Here is a 21,874-nt window from a genome sequence, read left to right on the forward strand (position 1 = left end):
TCTCTTATCTGGCCGGGACCTGAGTTTTGGCGCGCGTTTAGGCTAGATAACAGTCTTGAAATTAAATAAAACCTTTAACTTACTTTGAGTTAAGAAATTAGTTCGATGCTTACCAATATAGACTTTCTTGTCAGCCTCGTGTTGGACCACCTTTTAAACAAATTACGGCAAAATCTAACACCTAAATGCCGCACAAATCCACTACTAAAACAGCCCCCGACAAGCAACCGTCTAAGTTGATTGTCGGGGGCTGTTCCATTAAACTAAAAGATAACCATAAACTGGACGAAAAAGAGGCTATTAAACAATATGACAGACATTATTACGGGCATCGTGGCCCACGTGGATGCCGGTAAGACGACGCTGTCAGAGGCGTTGCTTTATCGCGCTGGGACGGTGCGAGAGCTTGGCCGGGTAGATAAGGGTGACGCCTTTTTGGATTCGGATGACCTAGAGAAACAGCGGGGCATTACGATCTTTTCCCATCAGGCACAATTGAAATACCAGGATCTGAATTTAACGTTACTGGACACCCCGGGACACGTGGACTTTGCGAGTCAGACGGAGCAGGTGTTGAGTGTGCTGGACTACGCGATTTTGGTGGTGTCAGCAACTGATGGCGTTCAGGGGTATACGCGAACGCTATGGCGGTTACTGGCGCGGTACAACGTGCCCACGGTGATTTTTGTGAATAAGATGGACGCGGTTGGGGCTGACCGGGACGCGATTTTAGCGCAACTACAAGCAGAGCTATCGGATGGCTGTGTGGCGTTTGATACGCCGGAGATGACGACCGTTTCAACTGAGTTGCCTGAGGGCGCGGATGAGGAAATTACGTTACATGATGAAAAGCTATTAGATAGCTTCCTCGAAACTGGCGAACTTTCAGATGATAGCGTGCGGGATTTAATTCAACAACGGGCGATCTTTCCGTGCTACTTTGGCGCTGCGTTGAAGTTGGACGGCGTTGATAATTTCTTAGCTGGGCTGGCAAAATGGACTCGGGAAACGCCGGTTATTGAAGATTTTGGTGCGCGGGTGTTTAAGATTTCTCATGACGAAAAGGGTGAACGTTTAACCTGGCTCCGGATGCTGGGTGGCAGTTTGAAGCCCAAAGCGGTGATCCTCGACGACCAAAAGGTGAACCAGTTGCGAACTTATAATGGGACCAAATACACGGTTCAGCCAGAAGTCACCAGCGGCATTTGCGTAATTCCGGCCCTCACGGATACCTATCCCGGTCAAGGACTGGGGAACGTTGACGATGCGTTGGCACCGGCCATGCAACCGGTGTTGACTTACACGCTGGATCCGAAAGCCCACGATATTCACGACTGTTTGGCGGCACTGCAACAGTTAGCGGATGAAGATCCGCAGTTGCACGTGGCGTGGTCGAGTCAGCTACAGGAGTTACGAGTGCAGTTGATGGGGACCGTTCAGTTGGAGATTTTGCAGCAGTTGTTGGCGGATCGCTTCCAGTTGGATGTGGGCTTTGATGCTGGGAGTATTTTGTACCGTGAGACCATTACCGAAGCCGTTGAAGGGGTTGGTCACTTTGAGCCGTTGCGGCACTATGCTGAGGTGCACTTGTTGATGCAACCGGCACCGCGGGGGAGTGGGCTGACGTTTGCGGCGGACTGTTCGCTTGAGGTGCTTGGTCGTAACTGGCAGCATCAGGTACTGACCAACTTACGGGCAAAGGAACAACTTGGTGTACTGACCGGGTCGCCGATTACGGACATGACGATTACGCTTGTTGGTGGTCGGGCCAGCATCGTGCACTCCGTGGGTGGCGACTTCCGGGAAGCCACTTGGCGGGCGGTTCGGCAGGGTTTGATGACGTTGCGGGAACGTGGCGGTTGCCAGCTGTTGGAGCCGTGGTACCAGTTCCGGCTAGTGGTGGCGCAGGATCAAGTTGGTCGCGCGATGACGGATATTCAGCGGATGAACGGCACGTTTGAGACGCCAGAAACGGACGCAACGACTGGCCTGACGACGTTAACTGGGACGGCGCCGGTCGCCACGATGCAGGGCTATTCGCAAACGGTCAACGCCTACACCCATGGTAAGGGACAATTGGAGTGCTTAGTTGCTGGTTATCAACCAGCGCATGATGCCGAAACGGTTGTGGCCGACCAGGGTTACGATCCAGTGGGGGATGTGCCAAATACCCCAGATTCCGTGTTCTGTGCCCATGGCGCCGGTTATCCGGTACGTTGGGACCGGTTGCCGGAGATGGCGCACTATCCGTACGTGTTTACGGCGGCTGAGTTGGCAGCAATGAACTAATTTGATTGGGGGACGACACGATGCGACCAGTCTACTTTTACGGCGCGATGAGCTTAGATGGTTACTTGTCAGATGAACAGGACAACTTACAGTGGTTGTTTGATACTAATTTAGACGGCCAATCGACCTACGAAGCGTTCGAGCAAAAGATTGATACGCTAGTGATGGGCCGGGTGACCTACGAAACCACGTTAGCGTTGTTGGGTGATGATGCACCGTTTTATCCCGGCAAAGAAAAGGTGATCTTCTCGCGGACCAAGACGGGAACGATCGATGAAGGGCGTTACGTCAATGATGATCCGGCTGCGGTTGTTCAAGCGTTGCGACAACAGGTTGGCAGCGGTATCTGGATCGTCGGTGGTGGCGAGATCTTGACGGCACTACTAACGGCGGGATTAGTTGATGACCTCTGGGTTCAAATCGCGCCAGTCCTGTTAGGCCGAGGGAAGCGCCTGTTTCCAACTGGTGATTACAGTCAGCGGTTGGCGTTAGTTGAGACGACGCGGATGGGTGAGTTGACGGAGCTGCATTTGAAACGACTTTAGGACATCAAAAAAGCTGATTCAAACGACCATGATTGGCGTTTGAATCAGCTTTTTTGAATTTAAAGGCACTATTCCGCTTCAATGCCCAAAATCTCACGAATCTCATCCTCGGTCAACGCACCCTTATTCTGGGTACCGCTGAGGATCTGATCCACAAGGTCACGTTTCTGTTCTTGCAGTTTGTAGATTTGCTCTTCAATCGTGCCTTGGGTGATCAACCGGTAAACGTCCACTTGGTGGTGTTGGCCGATCCGGTGTGCCCGGGCGGTGGCTTGGTCTTCCACGGCAGGGTTCCACCAGAGGTCGACCAAGATCACCATGTCGGCGCCGGTCAGGTTGAGCCCGGTTCCACCGGCTTTTAACGAAATTAGGAAGATTGATTTTTCACCGGCGTTGAAGGCATCCACCATGGCCAACCGATCCTTGGGTTTAGTATCACCCTTTAGGACGTAAGTGGGTAGCTTGGCTTGTTGGAGATGGTCTTCGATGATGCCTAGCATACTAGTGAACTGTGAAAAGATCAAGACGTGACGGTTATTATCAACTGCTTGATGCAGTAATTCAATCAACTGTTCCAGTTTGCCGGAAGTGCCGTTGTAGTCATCCATGTAGAGGGCTGGCGTGTCACAGATTTGCCGGAGTCGGGTCAACCCGGCTAGGATTTCGATGCGATTCTTCACGAATTTAGAGGATGACATCCCCCGCACTTTGACCTGCATCTGTTGCAGTTGGGCGAGGTAAACGGTCTTTTGTTCCGGCGTCATGTCGTTGGTGAGGTTGGTTTCGATTTTTGGCGGTAAGTCGGTTAAAACGGCTTCCTTTTCCCGTCGTAAAATGAACGGTTTGACCCGGATAGCGATGTCGTCGGGGGTCAATTTGTGGAAGGCCTTCTTGTTTGGTAACAGGCCCGGCATCACGAGTTCGAAAATCGACCAGAGTTCTTCCGTCCGGTTTTCGATTGGTGTCCCAGAAAGGGCGTAGGTGTTGCGCCGGGAGAGTTGCCGGAGCTCTTGATGGGTCTTCGTGGTGCTGTTTTTAACGAACTGCGCTTCATCGAGCACGAGGTAGTTGATGCCGCGGTCGTTGTATAACGCTACGTCACGTCGGGCGCTGTTGTAGCTGGTGATCAACACGGTGTTAGTCGTGTTGGCGATGATTTCGCGGCGTTGTTCCTTATTGCCATCCACCACGGCGACCTGAATATCCGGCGCGAATTTATGAAATTCAGCTAACCAGTTGTAGATCAGTGAGGCGGGTGAAACCACCAAATCAGGGTGGTCAGCGTCCAAATGATTATTCAAGAAGGTAATCATCTGCAACGTTTTCCCAAGTCCCATTTCATCGGCTAAAATACCACCGAAACCGTGACTATTCAGCATTTCAAACCACTTGACCCCGGTCACCTGGTACGGCCGTAACGTGGCTTGAACCGGCGCTTCATCGCTGATGTCAAATGCTTCTGGATGCGCGAGGTCTTGCGACAACCGCTTAAAGTTGGCGTCAAACTCCGCTGTATCGCCAACAGCTGCTTGGACCGCTAGCGCTTGAGCGGCATTGACTTTAATTTGGCCGTGATGCAGTTCGCCTTGGTGCCGTAAGCTAATCAACGCCTGGTTCAGTTGCTTGAGGTCGTTTTCCACCAACATGATGCTACCGTCTGAACGGGCAATGTAGGGGCGGTTGACGTCCAACTGTTGGAGCACTTGATCAACGTCTTGTTCATCGATGCCCTTCAGTGAGAAGTTCACGGACAGCAAGCCGTTATCTTCACTGACGTTGATGGCGGATTCGATGTCACTGCCGGACCGCAAACGTTGCTGCAGCTCATCGGTGACCGTGGTGACCCCGTTACTTTGCAGGTTCGGCAGTTCGGCCACGAAGAACTGGTAGAGCGTTTCGGGGTCGGTAAAATCCTTCTCCCAAACGTCACCTTGCTCGGTAAAGCCAAGGGAGCCGAGATAACTTTCGGCCTGCGTTTCCTTATCAAACAGCCGTTTTTCATCGGGGACCTGGTTTAACTGCACCTTGGTGTATAACGTACCGTCATAGTCGTAGGTCAATTTGAGACGGAGAAGGCTACCAGTCGTGGTGAGGTCGAAGTGTGGCGTCATTTGCGGTTGAACGAGCGTTTCGGGTAAATCGTTAATGGTCCCGAACTGCTGGAAATAGGTGATCAGCTGCAAGAGACTGTCAACTTCGCCGGCCGTAAATTGGAGGCCATAACTGCCATCGTCATCGCGCTCAGCGGTTTGGTCGTAGCGGTCAAGGAACTCGCTGATCATCGTGTACTGCGGTGCGGTAAGTTGGAAGAAGTGGTCAGCGCTGGTGAAGAGGTTTTCTTCGGCTAGCGCGCCGTCAAAGGCGTTGTGTAACGTGAATTCAAAACCGCTATCGGTCGTCGTGACCGCTGCGGTAAGCAGGCCGTTATCGGGCTGATAATCTGTCAGGTCGACTTGACCATAAACAGCATGATCGGCCTCGTAGCGGAAACTAGTGACCTGTGAGAATGCCGGAATGATGCGGGCGAGGTCGCCGGTATTTAACAAGCGCTGCTGGTTTCGGTCGTTACCGGTGCCTTGGTAGCGCTGGCTATCGGGTTGGGTGCCGTGGCTCAGAATCGTCAGCACTTGGTTTTCGGCTTCGGAAAAGACCGCTGGCGTTAACCGGAACCGGGCCTTACCACCAGTTTGGTAGTCGGTTTCCGTGAGGTATTTGGTCAAAAAACTGTCAATGTTGCTAATTTTGTAGAACTTACCCTGCTGCTGGCTGGCGATTCGGAGGCTGACGAAGGCGCGGTAGTCCGAGTTGCCCCAGTAGATGCTGTAGGGGAGGAACCGGAGCGTGACTTCTAGCGCCAGTGGCATCTCTGTCGTCTCGTTTTCGGTCAGGGGTTTGAAATACTGCGGTTCTGGCAGGTTAATGTTTTGCAGAAATGACGCCCCACTGGAAATCTGCTTTTGTGGTTGGTACTGGGCAAAGTAGCGCTCGATGTCGGGATCGAGGTAGGGCTTGGGCTTGTCATCGAAAGGTGATGGTTCGGCTGATTCGGGATATTGCTCGAAAAAGGCGTTCCATTTTTTAGGGTGGAACCGTAAGTCGTTGTAAGTTTCCTTATTCGGGTAAACGTGGGCAGCTGCGGCTGGGTGTTCGGCGAGCGCTTGCTCGAATGCCATGCTGTTACCGAGGTAGTCGCCGGAAAAGTCATTTTCGTAGTTATCACGATCATCAACGTCGGAAAAGAGGCGCTCGATTGGCCGTTTCTGCGTCTTCAACAAGGAGAGCACTGCCGCAATGTGCTTGCAGTAACCGTGCTCCGGAAAGTAGGGGCATTCGCAGTAGTCGTTTTGGCCAGTAAAGCTGACGGTCACGCCGTAGTCGTAGGTGCCGTAAACGGTGGCGTTCACCTCTTGCTGTACATTATCGATGTAATCAATATCCAAGTCGCCTTCACGCGCGATTTCACGCCCGCGGGCTAGGATCTTATTGGGAATGTCACGGTTATTCAAATTGACAGCCTCCATTTATGTCGTTCAAAATTTTGCGTGATTCCATTATACCAAGTTTTAGGGGTGAAGGTCTAAGTATCAATTTATCAGGATAATTGGTGAAATGCCGCAATGTCATGGTAAAATGGGAAAAACAGGCGTTGCGAGCCGGTTGGACTGGTTTGAAAATATAAGCTAGTTTAAATTAACCGATAAGGACGCAGAGCGAGTCACTACTTAAGAGATGATTAGTCTAGGAGGACATCAACGTGGATCAAGGAAAGGTACTTCAACTTAAAATTACACTAACGGACGCAGCCGACAAGCCAGTTTGGCGCGAGATTCTGGTGCCGGATACGGTGCGGTATGACCAATTACACGCCATTATCCAGGTGTTATTTGACTGGCAAAATGCCCACTTGCACTCATTCCGCCCAAGTACGGACGATAACGTGGAATACGGCATCGTGATGGCCGACGATGATTTCGGCATGGTGGAAACCAAGCCAGAAGGTGAATTCGCAGCACTCCCTGATTTAAAGAAGGGCCCAGTGACGTACACCTACGATTTCGGCGACGACTGGCAACACGTCATCGAATTGGAAGAGACGCTGAACTACGACAAAGTCGTCGCAGCGGGTCACCAACAACTCCCAATCAGCATCAACGGCGAGGGCGATGCCCCAGCGGAAGATTCACGGATGGCAGACCCAAAGGAACTGGCAGAAGCCGGGATTACTGGGACGGCTTATGATGAGAAGAAGATTAATGCGCAGTTGATGAAGTTGATGAGTTGGTGGAATTAGAGAGCGCAAAGAAATGCGGTTAAAGAGTGGAGTACAAGGGCGGCCAAGCCTAATCCCCGGTTTTGGGGGATTAGGCTTGGCCGCCCTTGTATGCAACTCTTTGCATTTCTTTGCGCGTTTCGGCGTGGTGGCCTAAAGGAACAGGCGCAGACAAGCTGCAGGATACAGACGATTATTCGGAACGAAAAAAGTCACCAAAGCGCCGAAACAAACGTAGTAGCAATGCGCGTCGCCAGCACTACTCAGCACCAGCTGTTAAATCATCTTAACTTCCGCCATTAATTGCGCAACGGTAACCCCTTTAAGGTAGTCAATTGCCTGGGCTTCGGCATCACCGAGAATTGTTTCGAGTGCGTCTTGAAACTGTTCAACATCCAACCGTTCTTCACCTTCTGGGTAATCAAAGTCAACTTTATCTTGCTTGGGTGTTGCGTCTTGGCCAACAGCGAGATAGATATCAGCCAAAGTGATATCTTCCGGTGATTTTTCAAGGTAGTAGCCACCATCTCGGCCACCTTTTGAGGCGATGATATTGGCTTTGGCTAAGGACGTCATAATGCGACGAACAAAGGTCGCGTGCGTTTTAACACGACTAGCAATTAGTGAACTGCTGATAATACCGCCACTTTTGCCAAGCCATACAACGGCTTGAATCGCGGTTCGTAATCGCGGCGGGCCGATATGAACATTACGGGTTGAAATAGCAATCAGCTCCTTTTAAGTTTAATTGCAGTATAAACGGGATTAGGTTAATATGCAATAATTTTAAGCACAGTTAAATCTGTTGAGCATACGTATTAATGCGGGCGAGTTCCTTTTTGTAGACGCCTTTCATCCGCATTGGTGAAATGATTTTTTCCAGCGTTCCGACAATGCCATCTTGGCCAACCCATTGTGACGTGATCTCAACGCGGGACTGGTCGCCTTGTTCAGTAACGGTATAAGTGGTGACGAGACCGGAATCATTGGTATCGGTCCAAACGAGTTGGTGGCCGGGTTCAGCTTCAGTCACAGCCATGCGAAATGCAATGGCGCCCCCCACAAAGTCAATTTTAAAGCTAATGATGGCACCGGCGCCTTTAACGTCTTGTTCGACTTTAAAATCATAGAAGGGCTTGTCTTGGAATGTGGCGTGTAGTTGGGGATCGGCTAGTAGGGCGTAGACGGTGTCAGCTTTTGCATTGATGGTAGCAGTGGCTTGCGCGATGATGTTGTTTGTCATAATAAAATCTCCTTAGTGGTTGTGTCAGTTATTTAGTCGTTGATTGTGCTGGGTGTTTGAAGAAGGTGAGCGTTTGATGAGTTGCGAACTTAAAGTAGCTCTTATAAAGCTGTATTAGTGCTCGAAAAGGGCTGACAGTACGGTCGATTGGTAACGTAGCCTCAATGCTGGCCTTTAGGTATGGGGTGTTGATGTTAAACTTGTGAGTGGCCATGGTAAAACCTCCTAAGATAATATGCAATAATTTTAAGCACAGTTAGTAAATGGTTAACTGCAACTTTTATAAGCACAGTATAGCACGTTGATTTTAAAATGCAACTTTAAAAAGCACAATTAATTGTTTTTAGTTAACTTTTGGAGAGGGGTGTTTGAGTTAGTCAGCGGGATTGTTAATGCTCAAAGCGACAACTAAATTTAATTCAAAGACATCACGCGCCCATCGTCCCAATTCCCTCAACTCAAGCCAACATCATTGACACCACCCACATACCGAGCATAATAGGGGCCACATTCAACCGAGAAAGGTGGTATCCCACTATGACAACCTTAACGTTAGTCGTCCCAGTGCATAACTTGGGCGCTTACCTCCCAGAAACGTTAGCCACGCTCGAACAGCAAACCGCACCCTTTGAACTTTGGTTAATTGATGATGCGTCAACGGATGATTCAGCGGACCAACTACGTCGGTTTGCAGCTAGTCGGGCTGAGACGCATGTTGCGGTATTTCCCAACCACCGTGGCGTTTCGGCGGCCCGGAACTATGGCATTCAACACGCTACTGGTGATGTTGTGGCGTTTGCGGACGGTGATGATCAACTACATCCTGATTATGTGAAGACATTGCTGGATGGCTTTCGGCCGGGCGTTGTGGCCGTCACGGTGGGTTACCGCTGGTGGCACGCGCCAATCAGCAAAGAAAACCACTACGAACGGCTGACGCAACGCGAAATGTTTACGCAGGTCAGCCACCGTGGTACCGAAGTCGGTGGCTACGTTTGGAATAAGGCTTATTCATTAGATGCGATTCGACAAGCTGACCTTGAGTTTGACGAGTCATTGTCGATTGCCGAGGATTACCTGTTTACGGCCCAGTTTGTGGCCCGGACGCGGGGGACGTATTTGTATAACCCGGTCCTACGATACACCAAGGTCAATCGCCCGGATAGTACGATTCATACGCGACGGATGCAGGAGCGGCAGATTGAGGGCCGGGTCTTTGATGAAATTTATCGGTTAGGAAAGACGATTTAAAATTTGCGCTACCGCGAATCGTTGAGCTTGGCTATAATAAAGCTGAGGTGAGCGAGATGACTAGGGATGAGCTAATTGCGTACTGTGAAAACGAATATAACATGGAAGCTGATCGACCGTTCAAACACTATCCAAATTACGTGGCGCTGCGCCATCCGAATGGCAAATGGTTCGGCTTGATTATGAACGTCCCCGCGGATAAACTGGGCCTTCCCGGGACGGCAGAAGTTGAAATCGCCGACTTCAAGGTGGAACCGGAACTGAATTCGATTCTGCAAGTTCAGCCGAATTTTTTACCCGGTTACCACATGTCAAAGGTACACTGGATCACGGCGATTTTGGAGCGGTTTGAAACCGTGGATGAGCTGGCGGATTTGATTGAGGGGAGTTATGAGGCGACGCAGTAACGGTCGTGATGCATTTTCCACATTGTTATGTTTCACGTGAAACATCCTAGGAGGTTGTTAGCAATGGCTCAATTATCAACGGTCATTAATCAGATGGATTCACAGGCGTTGCGTCAATTTGTGATGCAGTATGCCGAACGAGACTCGGTATTTCAGCAAGCGTTAATACAACGGGCGCAGCAAACAATCCAGTTAAGTGAACACGCCCTTGAAGAAGTGGCGACTCAAGATGAAATTATCGAGTCGATGCAGATTGCGTGGGTGCGCTGGTACGATATGATCGATATCATCGAAGACTTGGAAAATCGAATCGATCAGTATCAGCAAGATTCAGCGGAGGGCATGTTGCTGATGGTTCACTTGTTGGGTCAACTAGCAGCGATGCCGGCACACGTTGATACTAAGAAACATAACGTTCGCCATTTTAAGGAATATCTACAGTACCAAATTGGCGAAACCATTAAGGCGAGCGCTCAGCAGGCTGAAACGGTTCAAAAAGCAACCTATCATCAGGTTTTGGCGGCATTAGTGAAGTGGCCAACCAAGCGCACTTGTCTTGAGTTTGCGTATCAGTTGTTAACGGTACTGAGTCCGCTAATAGCGGTGGTGAATTTTGATGAAATTAAGGCGGTGTATGAGCAGTACAGCGTTGCATTTGCGGGCGAGCCTAAGGCGTTGGCGGAGAAGTATGAAGATAGATTGATTAAACATTTTCGTGAGTTGGAAAAATAAAAAGAAGTTCATCCATGATGTGGTCGTGGGTGAACTTCTTTTGTTGTAGACGTTAAGTGGTGGTGATTAATCTAACGTGGTCAGTTGACTTTAAATAAATGAACGTTTACTATCAACCACATGAGACATAAAGACGAAAATAAAATACGCGCATTACAAGATGCAGTGATCAACCTAGTGATTCAAGAAGGCTACCAAAATCTCAGCGTGGCTAAAATCGCCAAGCGAGCGGGCGTCTCGGTGGCAACGCTCTACATTTACTATCAAGATAAACAGGACATGTTGAGTGCGGTCTACTTAGACATTAAGGATAAAATCGATGGTGAACTTTTCAAGCCGCAACCTGAGGGACTTACAATCGATCGACGGTTTAAGCTGATGTTAACGAACTACGCCACAGCAATTCGCCAGTACCCAAAGGAGGCGGCGGTGATGCGGGTGTTTAACAGTAATCCAGAATTAATTTCGGCAGATGCCTATCAAAACGGGATGGCGCGGGCGCAACCGCTACATGCGCTTTATCATCAAGGACTTAAAAGCGGGCAGTTACGGCAAGTATCACCCGAGCTCCTGATTGCCTTCACGTTTCAACCATTGGATAGTTTAGCTGACGCCCGTTTCCGGGCATCGCAGCCGTTGACGGATGATGAGGTCAGCACCATGATTGAGATGGCGTGGGCGGCTTGCCGGCAAAACTAGCTGATTAATTTAACGCTGAAATACCTTGGGGCGCAAGGTATTTGGCCGGTGATCAGATTAACTTTAGGAATTCGGTTGCTTTTAAGTGAATGAACGTTTAGGATAAACAACGACTTAGGGGTTGCAGACGCGGCCCTTTTCAAAACTTGATTAAAAGAATAAACGTTCATTTAACTAAAAGGAGTACGACAATGACAACGATGATGCATAAAGGTGATTTAGCGTTAGTAACTGGGATTACGGGTTACATGGCAACTTGGCTTGCGAAGGATTTGTTAGAACAGGGGTACCGGGTTCGGGGCACGTATCGTTCCGAAGGCAAACTACCGTTCATTCAAGAACTATTACCAGGTGTTGAACTGGTGAAGGCTGATTTAAATGGTGATGCTGGTTGGCACGAAGCCTTAGCGGGCGTTCAATTTTTGTTTCACGTGGCCTCACCACAAGCAGTTGCGACTGAAAATCACCGGAGCGAGACGGTGATCAAGGGCATCGATAATATCTTTGCGGAGGCCTTAACCAGTCCAACCCTGAAAAAAATCGTGTTGACGAGTTCAGAGGCGGCGATTGGCTACGGCGGACAGCGAAAATTAACGTATACTGAAGCCGATTGGACCAACGCTGAAGCCAAAGGGTTAAACGACTATCTACGCAGTAAGACGCTGGAAGAACGACGAGCTTGGCGATTGATCAAGGACCACCAGCATAATCCCCGCCAAATTCCGATGACCGTCATCAACCCCGGCTTCGTCATGGGGCCATCGCTGGTCCCGTGGGCCCGGTACTCTGCCAAACAGGTTGATCAGATTCTGAAATTACCGTTTGAATTACCTTTGAACGGGTACGCGGTGGACGTTCGTGACGTGGCGCGGATGCAAGTGGCACTAATGGCTAACACCGAAGCCAATGGTACCCGGAATTTAGCGATGGGTATGGCGATGAGCATGGCCGATGTTAAACGAGATGTTTTAACAGATTTCCGTGACCAAGGATTTCGGGGGCATCAATTCCGTTGGCCAGTAAGTCTACTAGTGCCTTTTCAGTTCAACACGACCATCGCGGACTTCTATCCCCGCTTCAAAAATCGAGTGACGTACCAGCAATTGCACCCAGAGTTTTATCAATACCAGTACACGGATTTTCGACAAACACTCCGCGACATGGTAAACCAGTTATTGCGTGATCACCAACTAGGGCCAACCGCTAAGGCGAGTCGCTAAACTATCGGTAGAAAGGAATCAATATGCAACTCACAATTTTTGGTGCAACGGGTAGTGTCGGCAGTTATTTGATCAATGAGGCGCTCCGGCAAGGGCATACGGTGATAGCGACTAGTCGCTACGACTACACCGGTCCTCAACAAGTAGGTGTCCAATGGTTCAACGTGGACTACGATCGAGGCGACAGCATTCAGGCCAGTTTGGCTGGTAGTGATGCTGCAATAATTACCATGGGCGATTACGGTGTCGTAGAACCAACTCGCCATATCACTGAGGCAATGATGGCAACGGGCGTTGACCGGTTAGAAATTTTGACCGGTTTCGGAACTAGTCCCGCTAGTCGTCGTCAATTAGATTTAAAAATGAAGGCCGTAATGGCTGCGATGCGGCCCATGTTACTGACAAAGGAGCGGCAGGATAAAATTGTCCGCCAATCGGGATTGGCATTCACCATTGTTCAGCCGCCAACGTTAACCTTTGATGCGCCGACAGGGAATTATCGCTATGGTGATTATCCAAATAAGTCAATCAACGGCCACCTTTCTCGGGCAGATTTAGCCGAATTTATGGTGACGAATTTAACCCAAAATCGGTTTGTGGGCGAGTCGGTGTATGTGCAGGAATGAAGGTCGTTTGAGGGTGGCATTCTGGAGACACGCTAATAATAGAAATTAATAAAAAAGACCGGTACGTGACCTCCAAAAAGGAGAGCGTACTGGTCATTTTAGTTATTTCAGATGTTCCCAAAAAAAGTCACTCAACTTCCCAAACGGAATCAAATCCGTCCGGTCATACAAATCAACGTGGCCCGCGCCTGCAACTTTGTAAAGTTCCTTAGGTTCGGCCGCTTTAGCGTAAGCTTCTTCGCTAAAGTTCAGCGACATGGCATGGTCACCTGCGATAAACAGTAGTGGCCGTGGCGAGATGGTTTCGACATCATTTAATGAGTAGAAGTTCATCAACTTCGCAAAGGTCGTCAGAGTTGGGTGGGTCGTTGTATCGGCAGCCCCGCGTTGGGTTCGGTAAAAGTCGTAGAATTCGGTCGCAAAGGCATCCGAGTTCTCGTCGATCGTTTCCGGCGTCCCAGAGGTGTAAGCAATCTCGCCACCCGCTGCTTCAACATCACGTTGGTGAGAAGCCTCGTCTGCCATGGCATGGTCGCCCATCATATCACGCATACCGCGGGCAACAGCGCCCATATCAGTCAGACTAACGGTGGCTACGGCCTTCAAGCGCGTATCGATTTTAGCTTCGTTAATGGCAAAACTTCCTGAAGCGCAAATCCCGAGAACGCCGATTCGGTCAGCATCTACAAAGGCTAACTGGCCAAGGTAGTCAGCGCTGGCTGAGAAACTTTCGGAGTACAAGTCAGGTGCCATGGCATTTCGCAGCCACCCTTCGCTTTCACCCCAAAATACTTGGTCAAAGGAGAGGGCCACGAAACCAGCTTCTGCCATCTTGGTGGCGTAAAGGTTGGCGGCTTGTTCTTTCACGGCGCCGTTGGGAGCGCCAACGACTAACGCAGCGTGCGTTTGGGTCTTATCGAGCGTCTTTGGCGTAAAGAGGTTACCGGCAAGTGACATGCCGTAGACGTTGGTGAACGTAACGGGTTGTTGGTCAACGGCATCGCTTTGATACCAGTTGTTAGCGCTATCGTGTTGATCGCCAGTAGCGAGTTCAGGGTTACGGTGTTCGACGTTAGCGTGGCCGGCGGGGTATTGGGGATTATTCAGAAAGGTTGTCATTAAAACATCTCCATTCAAGTGTGTTATTTTGAGTCTAATTTACGTCTTTGAATAAACGAAGTAAGGTAGGGCGACTTTTAGATCCAGGCCGGTTGATTGCCATCCGTATTTGGCTTATTGAGGCCGATACTATCGTTGCCGTAAAGTGTTGGCTCTTTAATAACGCGAACGACCATATCAGCAACACTTTGGCGTGAAACTTCGGTCCCCTTGAAAGGTTCATCAGCCCTAGTAATTTCGTAATCGATTTCCGGTTGATCAGTTAACCAAGCAGGACGTAATTGGGTGGTGTTGATTTCTGGGTGCGCCGTAAGTAACGTTGCCGATTCACGGAACCCGGGTAAGTAAGCCGCAATGGCGTGTTCGTTCCAGTCACCGAATTTGCCGGGAACTTCGTGTAAGGCACCAAGGGCGCTGTAGAAAATCAACCGGTTAACGCCGGCTTGGTTCATTGCGGCGATAACGGCCTTGGTTGATTGGGCGAGGTCAACGCCACCGAGGTTGGAGTAGACGATGTCGATGCCGGTCATGGCAGTTGCTAAAGCTGTGGTGTCTTGGGCATTGCCTTCAATTAAAGTTACCCGAGCGTTAGTAGCGTAACGGTTGAGGCGCTCAGCATTCCGCAGGTAGAGCACGAGTTCATCTTGGGTTTCATCGAGTAAGCGGTCGATGACGATTTGGGCAGTGGCACCATGGGCACCGAGAATTAAAACTTTAGTCATTTATTAAACCTCCTAGATTACCAAGGTTGGTCAGTTGGGCCAACGGTAAATTCACTAACGTTGGTATCAGCTGGCATGTCGATCGCAAACGAGACGACTTTTGCGACCCGGTCAGCACTGATTTCGTAATGGTCATACATCTGTTGCGCGCCTTGAGCGGCATCTTGATCGGTGATGGTGCTCAATAGTTCGGTCTTAATGGCAGCCGGATAGATGGTGGCCGTCCGAATGTGGGAGCCCTCTTCAGCGGCTTCCATCCGTAAGACTTCCATCAAATCACGCACAGCCCACTTAGTTGCGCCGTAAACCGCACCGCCAGGGTAGGCTTTGAGACCAGCAACGGAACTCGTCGCAACGAAGTGACCGGCTTTTTGCGCTTTAAAGGTTGGCAGAGCAGCGGCAATCCCGTTCAACACGCCCTTGATGTTGACGTCGATCATCTTGTCCCATTCGCCAACGTGCAGTTTAGACATCGGCGCAACGGGCATCAAGCCAGCGTTGAGAAACATCACGTCGATCCCGCCAAATGCATCCTTAGCCAACTGAACGAGGTTTTCGTTATCTTCGGGACGTACCACGTCAGTCACACGGTAAACGGCTTGTCCACCAGCGTCGATAATTTCGGTTGCGAGGGCTTGGAGCTTGTCTTCACGACGAGCTCCAAGGACGACTTTCGCGCCTTGGCTGGCGAGTAACTTGGCGGTTTCGGCACCAATGCCGCTAGAAGCACCGGTAATGACAACAACTTTATCTTTGATCATAATTGAATTCCTCCTATTAATGGGTGTGAACGGGGCGGATGACTTTGGCTGGTACGCCGGCGACCATGGTGTTGGCCGGGACGTCCTTGGTGACAACGGCACCGGCAGCCACGATGGCATTTTCGCCAACGGTAACGCCGGGAACCACCGTCACGTTTGCACCGAGCCAAGCGCCTCGACAGATACGGACAGATTTGAGAACGAGGTCGCGACGATGTGCGGGGTCCTCGTTATGGTTAACTGAAATGAGGGTGACGCGGGGGCCAAGGAGTACGTTGTCTTCAATCGTGATGCCGCCAAGATCGACGAAAAAGTTCTCACGGTTGATGAAGACGTGGTCACCAATGGTGGTGTGGCGCCCGAAGTCGGTTTGAAAGGGTGGGTTGATGACGCTAGTTTTGGGAAGTTCAGTTCCTAAAATTGTGGCGAGGTGCGCCCGTCGTTCAGTGTCGGTAGTTGCTTGATTAAGGGCAATTAAGTGATTGCTGGTTTCAGCGACGATGGCATCAACGGTTCGAGCGGTTTCACCGGACCAACTGATGGGTCCAGCGTTGATTAAAGTTTCTAAATTCACGTGGTGACCTCCTTTTGATGAGTTAATCTTAAATCGGTTCAATCAATATGTCTAATACCTAATGATGATGGTATACTATGCTTAAAATGAATAGAAGGCGAGCGAATGGAACTACGAGTTTTACGGTACTTTTTGATGGTGGTTAACGAACGTAACATCTCACGGGCTGCTGAAAAATTGCATGTGTCACAACCGACGATTTCACGTCAATTGAAAGATTTAGAAGATGAGTTGGGGGTGACGTTGTTTGACCGTGGCAGTCGAAGCATTGATTTAACTGAGGCCGGACAGTATTTTGCCAACCAAGCGCGACAGATCGTTGTACTGGCGGATAAGACGGTGGCCAACGTTAAGCAGACGCAAGAGTTAACCGGTCGAATCTTGATTGGCAGCGCTGAGGCGCCCATGATGGTGACCGTTGCTAAAGCCATTAACGCATTAGCGCAAGTGGCGCCGAAAGTACAGGTAGGTATCCATAGTACTGATGCCAATGATGTGAACCAGCGCTTGCACGCCGGGGTCTTTGACTTCGGCGTTGTGATGGAACCAATCGCTAAGGATGAAGAAGATTTTATCAGTTTGCCGGGAACGACCGCTTGGGGCGTCCTCGTGCGGCAGGGTTCACCACTGGCGCAGCAAAATACCGTCACGGCCACCGACCTTGCCAATCAGCGGGTGATCATGCCCCAGCAACACGGTAGCATCGATTATCTGGCTGACTGGATCGGCACCAGCGACTTAAAATTAAACGTGGCCGCAACCTATAACTTGCTCTACAACGCGTCGATCATGGTTGAGGCGGGCGTTGGCGCGGCGTTGTGCTTAGATGGCATCATTAACACGGCCAATACTGATTTACGGTTTGTACCGTTAGCGCCGCGACTGGAAGCCCACTCAAGTTTGATTTGGCCACAACACCGACCGTTATCACCGGCGGCAACGGCGTTTTTGAAAGTCATGCGAGAGGTGTTGCCAGAACATTATTGAACGACCGTCATGTTGTGGAGCCGATACGCCTCTTGGCAAGTTGCCACGTCCAGAATCAACGGGTTACCAGTATCAAGGTTGGCGATGGTGGTCATGTCGGTTTCACTGAGAGCGAAATCATTGATGGCGAAATTTTGACGAATCCGAGCTAAGTGGACGGACTTGGGGATCGCAATCGCGCCAAGTTGTTGTAGCCAGCGAAGGCTGACTTGAGCGGGCGTCTTACCGTACTGGTCACCGATGGCAGTTAACGTTGGGTCGGTGAAGAGGTTGTGCTGTCCTTCCGCAAAGGGGGCCCAGGCCATTGGGGCAATCCGGTATTTAGTCATTAAATCCCGTAACTCACGGCGTTGCGAAAAGACGTGTAATTCGATTTGGTTGACCGCTGGCACGATGTCGAAGGCTTCAATCAGGTCAACTAACCGATCCGGCAAAAAGTTGCAGACCCCAATCGCGCGAATTTTGCCCGCTCGGTACAGGTCCTGCATGGCCCGCCAACTGCCGTAGTAGTCGCCGTAGGGCATGTGAACGAGGTAGAGGTCGAGGTAGTCAGTCTGGAGGTTGTCGAGGGTCTTTTGAAATGACGCCATCGTCTGGTCGTAACCGGTGTCTTGGATCCAGACCTTACTTGAGATGAAAATTTCGTGCCGGTCGATGCCGCTTTTGGCGATGGCGTTGCCGACCGCGGTTTCGTTACCGTAAACGGCTGCCGTATCAATTAACCGGTAACCGGTTTGTAGTGCGTCAAGGACGCCTTGTTCGCACTGGGTGAGATCATCGATTTGGTAGACGCCGTAACCGAGTTGGGGCATGGTGATACCATTGTTGAGTTGTAGTTGTTTCATCGTGTTAGCCTCCGTAAGTGGTTTTGTGATTAGCTTACGGGGAGTCGGTGAGAATGTCTAATGCTTATGTTGGTGAGTAATCTATGTGTTTTAGTTATGATGTATTTGAAAAACCGCAGAATGTTTCACGTGAAACACCATTCGCTCATAGAAAAAAACTATCGCATGGTGATGAACCTAACGTTGATATTGTCGCGTTCGACTCGGTGATCAAAATGACGACCGGCGCCCTACGATAGAACTTACATATCAACCAGCAATTGACCCAGCGGACGGCACATTATATCATGATGAAAATATTATGATAATGCAATGAGGAGAAGAGTAGCTCATGCGCGTGCACGTCAGAGATCCCGGATGGTGCAAAAGGGAACGCACGCAACTGAGTGAAGATGAGCTCTGAGCTGTGAGGTGGTTCACGCTACTTCACCGGGTGCAGCCGTTAAACCTGCCACGTTTCCGAAGTAATCAGCTTCGGGCACGTTTGAGGTATTGAACGTTAATACAAAATAGGGTGGTACCGCGCGTATCAGTTGAAAGCGCCCCTTTGGCTAGTCGTAGTCAAAGGGGCGCTTTTTGTGTTAATTGCCCCCGCATTGCAATAAGAGAGGATTGAGGATCATCAGACAATTTAAGGAACGTTACTGGATCAGTATTATTACCGTTGCCGTCATCTTACTAGCATGGAGTTTAGTGACTGCCAATCATCAGGTGTCACAATTGATCATTCCATCGCCAAAGCAGATTTGGGTCTGCTTCATGCAGTTGATTCAAAACGGCTACAAGGGCAACTCCCTGTGGGCGCACATGTGGGCGAGCTTGCGGCGACTGTTTATCGCGTTTGCGATTGCCGTGGTCACCGCCATTCCGGTGGGGTTGTTAAGCGGGTATTCGGTGAAGGTTCGAGCGGTATTTGAACCGATCATCGCCTTTATCCGGCCGCTGCCACCATTGGGTTACTACACGATTATCATTTTGTGGATGGGGACCGGTGATACATCGAAGATTTTCCTGCTGTTTCTGGGGGCCTTCGCACCGATTTTTGTTTCCTGTGTCTCCGGTGTTACCCGGGTCAATCAGGACTACATCAACCATGCGCGGACGTTGGGTGCCAATCAGGGCCAGATTTTCGTGCACGTCATCTTACCAGCATCGTTGCCAGAAGTTTTCGTGGGCTTGCGAAACGCCATGAGCATCGCTTACGCCACTTCGGTTGCGGCTGAAATGGTCGCCGCCGTTTCCGGCATTGGCTGGATGGTGTTGGATGCGTCAAAATATCTCAGAAGTGATGTGGTTTTCGTGGGCATCATCCTCATGGGCATCACCGGGATCATTCTCGATAAAATTTGACTGTTGTTGGAACACCAAATCGTAGGCGGGAGGGAACGGCATGCGTAGAAATGGCATCTTATTAGGGTTGTTGTTAACGTTGAGTTTAGTGGTGTTGGCGGGTTGTTCATCGACTAGCGGTGGCGCGCAGGCGGATGCTACTAAGGCGGCCCGTTATCCGGAAACGGTGCGTGTCGGCATCATTGAAGGCGGCCCGGAATCCGCTATCTTGGCCAAGGAAGGGTATTTGCAAAAATACATTAAAACCAAGGTCAAGGTCACCACGTACTCGGCCGGAACCGACATCAATAACGCGTTCATCTCCCGGGACCTTGATCTGGCCTCGTTTGGGTCATCACCCGTGACATTGGGCTTGGTCAACGGAGTCAGCTACAAGGCGGTCGGTATCCCGTACAACGAAGGCGGCAATATTGAAGCGCTAGTTGCCCGAAACGGCACTGGCATCAAAAAGGTCGCTGATTTGAAGGGTAAGACGATTGGGGTGCCATTCGGGACAACTTCCCACTACGCCGTGCTCCAAGCGCTGAAGTTAGCTGGGTTAAGTGCTAAGGATGTTACATTGATGGATCTCTCCGGCCAAAACATCGTGGCTGCTTGGAAGCGCAAGGAAATTGATGCCGCCTACACGTGGAGCCCTGGTTTGGACGAATGTGTGAAGACCGGGACCATCATCACCAACGATGGTCAATTGTCGCAACAGGGGATCAAAATTCCCGAAATCGCGGTGGCCTCGGATAACGTGATCACCAACTATCCAGCAGTGACCCGCGACTATGAACAGGCGATGTTAGCAGTGAGCCGACTGGTCCATGAACACCCGCAACAAGCAATTGCGGACGTTGCCAGTTGGGAAGGCATTACCAAGGCCAGTGCGAAGAGTCAAATCGTTGATAATCAGTGGCTGACGGCTGCCGAGCAACGCCAGGCATTTGGCAGCAACGGGAACGGCGCCTTTGCGAAAACGTTGCAGATGACCGCGCAGTTCCATAAGGCGCAGGAAAATATTACCACCGTTCCGAGCCTGAGCGCGTTAAGTCAGGATATCGACGGTAGTTTCTTGAAGGGAGACGACTAGATGAGTGAACAAGCACTATTGGATATTCAAAACGTATCAATGAATTATCAAAACCACAAACAAAACATCGCGGCTTTGGGTGAGGTGAATTTGAAAATTTACCCGGGCGAGTTCGTGTGCGTCATGGGCCCCAGCGGTTGCGGCAAGAGCACGCTGCTCAACATCCTAGCGGGCTTCATGGCGCCAACGACTGGGCAGGTGCTCCTGAACGATCAACCCATCAAGGGCACTGATGCGCAGCGGGGCGTCGTCTTCCAAACGCCACCCCTATACGACTGGTACACGGTGCGCCAAAACATCGCCTTTGGTCCCAAAATGAACCACGTCCCAAAGGAGCAGGTCGATGCCGATGTTGACAAATACCTCGCCGCAGTCGGCCTCAGCGAATTCGGCGACAAACGGATCTACGAACTCTCCGGCGGGATGCGCCAACGCGCCAATATCGCCAGTTCATTGATCAATAACCCAGACATCCTGCTGATGGATGAACCCTTTGGGGCGTTGGATGCCCTGACTCGTGAACAGATGCAGGCCCCGGTTCGGAACCTCTGGGTCGAGACCGGCAAAACGATTTTCTTCATCACCCACGATGTTGATGAGGCGTTGTTGTTGGGGACCCACATTCTGGTGATGTCCAAGCACCCTGGCCAAGTCATCGCTGACTTCCCGGCGAACTTTACCCAGAGCATCGTTGCGGATCAGGATCAGTCGATTCGTTATACGCCGGCGTTTGGCGAGAAGCGGCAGTACGTGTTGGATTTGATTAATGGGCAGTGATTGAGTGATGTCAAACAGCCTTAAGTCGACCCTTGATGGGGAGGCTTAAGGCTGTTTTGTCGTTGAGTAGCGCCCCCAATCGCCGTATACTAATCAAAAATAGGGGGTGGGGCAACGTGTCAAAACCAGTTTCGATGATCGAGCTATTCTACGATCTGGTGTTTGTCTACATGATCTCCAAGGCAACGGGGCTGATTCACCATCTGCATCATGGGGTAGTCGAACCATTTTCGCTGATCGTCTTTGCGTTTGTGGTAATCGTGTTCATCAATTCATGGATGGTGCAAAGCGTGTTCGTGAACCGTCGATTCCGGTAAGCGGCTAGGTTCCTGCTGTGGGGCCGGCCTGAGCCAAAGGGCGGTCTCAGACCTCAAATGTAAGC

General features: G+C 50.5%; 22 protein-coding genes and 1 pseudogene. 14 read left to right on the forward strand and 9 right to left on the reverse strand.

Going from position 1 to position 21,874, the window contains the following annotated elements; all coding sequences use genetic code 11:
* Positions 1 to 309: 309 nt before the first annotated feature.
* Positions 310 to 2,289, forward strand: a complete 1,980-nt coding sequence (locus ACYVR3_RS09950; protein WP_461244120.1) for a GTP-binding protein — start codon at positions 310 to 312, stop codon at positions 2,287 to 2,289.
* 20 nt (positions 2,290 to 2,309) lie between these two features.
* Positions 2,310 to 2,834 carry a dihydrofolate reductase family protein gene (locus ACYVR3_RS09955; RefSeq protein WP_461244121.1) on the forward strand — a complete coding sequence of 175 codons (525 nt, stop codon included), beginning with the start codon at positions 2,310 to 2,312 and terminating at the stop codon, positions 2,832 to 2,834.
* Positions 2,835 to 2,902: 68 nt separating this feature from the next.
* Here ACYVR3_RS09955 and ACYVR3_RS09960 read toward each other — a convergent pair whose 3' ends face one another.
* Complete coding sequence (locus ACYVR3_RS09960; RefSeq protein WP_461244122.1) at positions 2,903 to 6,340, reverse strand: DEAD/DEAH box helicase; 3,438 nt, start codon at positions 6,338 to 6,340, stop codon at positions 2,903 to 2,905.
* A gap of 248 nt (positions 6,341 to 6,588) precedes the next feature.
* Between ACYVR3_RS09960 and ACYVR3_RS09965 the strand changes: the two genes are divergently transcribed.
* Complete coding sequence (locus tag ACYVR3_RS09965) at positions 6,589 to 7,125, forward strand: plasmid pRiA4b ORF-3 family protein (protein WP_461244123.1); 537 nt, start codon at positions 6,589 to 6,591, stop codon at positions 7,123 to 7,125.
* Between the two features lie 255 nt (positions 7,126 to 7,380).
* On the opposite strand, the gene ACYVR3_RS09970 is transcribed toward ACYVR3_RS09965, so the two are convergent.
* The 3 genes from ACYVR3_RS09970 to ACYVR3_RS09980 form a co-directional block, all read right to left on the reverse strand.
* Complete coding sequence (locus ACYVR3_RS09970) at positions 7,381 to 7,836, reverse strand: RrF2 family transcriptional regulator (protein WP_461244141.1); 456 nt, start codon at positions 7,834 to 7,836, stop codon at positions 7,381 to 7,383.
* A gap of 64 nt (positions 7,837 to 7,900) precedes the next feature.
* Positions 7,901 to 8,347, reverse strand: coding sequence for an SRPBCC family protein (locus tag ACYVR3_RS09975; RefSeq protein ID WP_461244124.1), 447 nt, complete (start codon positions 8,345 to 8,347; stop codon positions 7,901 to 7,903).
* Positions 8,348 to 8,375: 28 nt separating this feature from the next.
* A complete protein-coding gene (locus ACYVR3_RS09980; protein WP_461244125.1) occupies positions 8,376 to 8,561 on the reverse strand; it encodes a hypothetical protein in 186 nt (61 codons plus the stop codon).
* A 323-nt stretch (positions 8,562 to 8,884) separates the two neighbouring features.
* On the opposite strand from ACYVR3_RS09980, the gene ACYVR3_RS09985 reads away from it, so the two are divergent.
* The 6 genes from ACYVR3_RS09985 to ACYVR3_RS10010 all read left to right on the forward strand — a co-directional run bounded on the left by ACYVR3_RS09985 (position 8,885) and on the right by ACYVR3_RS10010 (position 13,282).
* Complete coding sequence (locus tag ACYVR3_RS09985; RefSeq protein ID WP_461244126.1) at positions 8,885 to 9,598, forward strand: glycosyltransferase family 2 protein; 714 nt, start codon at positions 8,885 to 8,887, stop codon at positions 9,596 to 9,598.
* Positions 9,599 to 9,654: 56 nt separating this feature from the next.
* On the forward strand, positions 9,655 to 10,005 hold the full coding sequence (locus tag ACYVR3_RS09990; RefSeq protein WP_461244127.1) for an MmcQ/YjbR family DNA-binding protein: 351 nt from the start codon (positions 9,655 to 9,657) through the stop codon (positions 10,003 to 10,005).
* 63 nt (positions 10,006 to 10,068) lie between these two features.
* Entirely contained in the window at positions 10,069 to 10,737 is a 669-nt protein-coding gene (locus tag ACYVR3_RS09995) for a hypothetical protein (RefSeq protein WP_461244128.1), read from the forward strand.
* 120 nt (positions 10,738 to 10,857) lie between these two features.
* A complete protein-coding gene (locus ACYVR3_RS10000; RefSeq protein WP_461244129.1) occupies positions 10,858 to 11,436 on the forward strand; it encodes a TetR/AcrR family transcriptional regulator in 579 nt (192 codons plus the stop codon).
* A 191-nt stretch (positions 11,437 to 11,627) separates the two neighbouring features.
* Positions 11,628 to 12,656, forward strand: a complete 1,029-nt coding sequence (locus tag ACYVR3_RS10005) for an NAD-dependent epimerase/dehydratase family protein (protein WP_461244130.1) — start codon at positions 11,628 to 11,630, stop codon at positions 12,654 to 12,656.
* 23 nt (positions 12,657 to 12,679) lie between these two features.
* Positions 12,680 to 13,282 (forward strand): NAD(P)-dependent oxidoreductase, encoded by a 603-nt coding sequence (locus ACYVR3_RS10010; protein ID WP_461244131.1) that lies wholly within the window; start codon positions 12,680 to 12,682, stop codon positions 13,280 to 13,282.
* A 102-nt stretch (positions 13,283 to 13,384) separates the two neighbouring features.
* On the opposite strand, the gene ACYVR3_RS10015 is transcribed toward ACYVR3_RS10010, so the two are convergent.
* From ACYVR3_RS10015 to ACYVR3_RS10030, 4 genes are all read right to left on the reverse strand, one after another.
* The gene (locus tag ACYVR3_RS10015; protein WP_461244132.1) at positions 13,385 to 14,401 is read right to left on the reverse strand and encodes an alpha/beta hydrolase; all 1,017 of its coding nucleotides are present in this window, start codon (positions 14,399 to 14,401) and stop codon (positions 13,385 to 13,387) included.
* 77 nt (positions 14,402 to 14,478) lie between these two features.
* The gene (locus ACYVR3_RS10020) at positions 14,479 to 15,123 is read right to left on the reverse strand and encodes an NAD(P)H-binding protein (protein WP_461244133.1); all 645 of its coding nucleotides are present in this window, start codon (positions 15,121 to 15,123) and stop codon (positions 14,479 to 14,481) included.
* A 17-nt stretch (positions 15,124 to 15,140) separates the two neighbouring features.
* The gene (locus ACYVR3_RS10025; protein WP_461244134.1) at positions 15,141 to 15,884 is read right to left on the reverse strand and encodes an SDR family oxidoreductase; all 744 of its coding nucleotides are present in this window, start codon (positions 15,882 to 15,884) and stop codon (positions 15,141 to 15,143) included.
* Positions 15,885 to 15,900: 16 nt separating this feature from the next.
* Positions 15,901 to 16,458: a DapH/DapD/GlmU-related protein gene (locus ACYVR3_RS10030; protein WP_461244135.1), complete on the reverse strand. Its 558-nt coding sequence runs from the start codon at positions 16,456 to 16,458 to the stop codon at positions 15,901 to 15,903.
* A 105-nt stretch (positions 16,459 to 16,563) separates the two neighbouring features.
* Between ACYVR3_RS10030 and ACYVR3_RS10035 the strand changes: the two genes are divergently transcribed.
* On the forward strand, positions 16,564 to 17,445 hold the full coding sequence (locus ACYVR3_RS10035) for a LysR family transcriptional regulator (protein WP_461244136.1): 882 nt from the start codon (positions 16,564 to 16,566) through the stop codon (positions 17,443 to 17,445).
* On the opposite strand, the gene ACYVR3_RS10040 is transcribed toward ACYVR3_RS10035, so the two are convergent.
* Positions 17,439 to 18,290, reverse strand: a complete 852-nt coding sequence (locus ACYVR3_RS10040; RefSeq protein ID WP_461244137.1) for an aldo/keto reductase — start codon at positions 18,288 to 18,290, stop codon at positions 17,439 to 17,441. The genes ACYVR3_RS10035 and ACYVR3_RS10040 overlap by 7 nt on opposite strands.
* A gap of 612 nt (positions 18,291 to 18,902) precedes the next feature.
* Here ACYVR3_RS10040 and ACYVR3_RS10045 point away from each other — a divergent pair.
* From ACYVR3_RS10045 to ACYVR3_RS10060, 4 genes and pseudogenes are all read left to right on the forward strand, one after another.
* Entirely contained in the window at positions 18,903 to 19,640 is a 738-nt protein-coding gene (locus ACYVR3_RS10045) for an ABC transporter permease (RefSeq protein WP_461244138.1), read from the forward strand.
* A 40-nt stretch (positions 19,641 to 19,680) separates the two neighbouring features.
* Positions 19,681 to 20,715 (forward strand): taurine ABC transporter substrate-binding protein, encoded by a 1,035-nt coding sequence (locus tag ACYVR3_RS10050; protein WP_461244139.1) that lies wholly within the window; start codon positions 19,681 to 19,683, stop codon positions 20,713 to 20,715.
* Complete coding sequence (locus ACYVR3_RS10055) at positions 20,716 to 21,492, forward strand: ABC transporter ATP-binding protein (protein ID WP_461244140.1); 777 nt, start codon at positions 20,716 to 20,718, stop codon at positions 21,490 to 21,492.
* Between the two features lie 134 nt (positions 21,493 to 21,626).
* Positions 21,627 to 21,797: pseudogene (locus tag ACYVR3_RS10060) on the forward strand (low temperature requirement protein A); the annotation flags it as partial.
* Positions 21,798 to 21,874 lie beyond the last annotated feature (77 nt).

It is taken from the genome of Secundilactobacillus muriivasis (assembly GCF_054785195.1).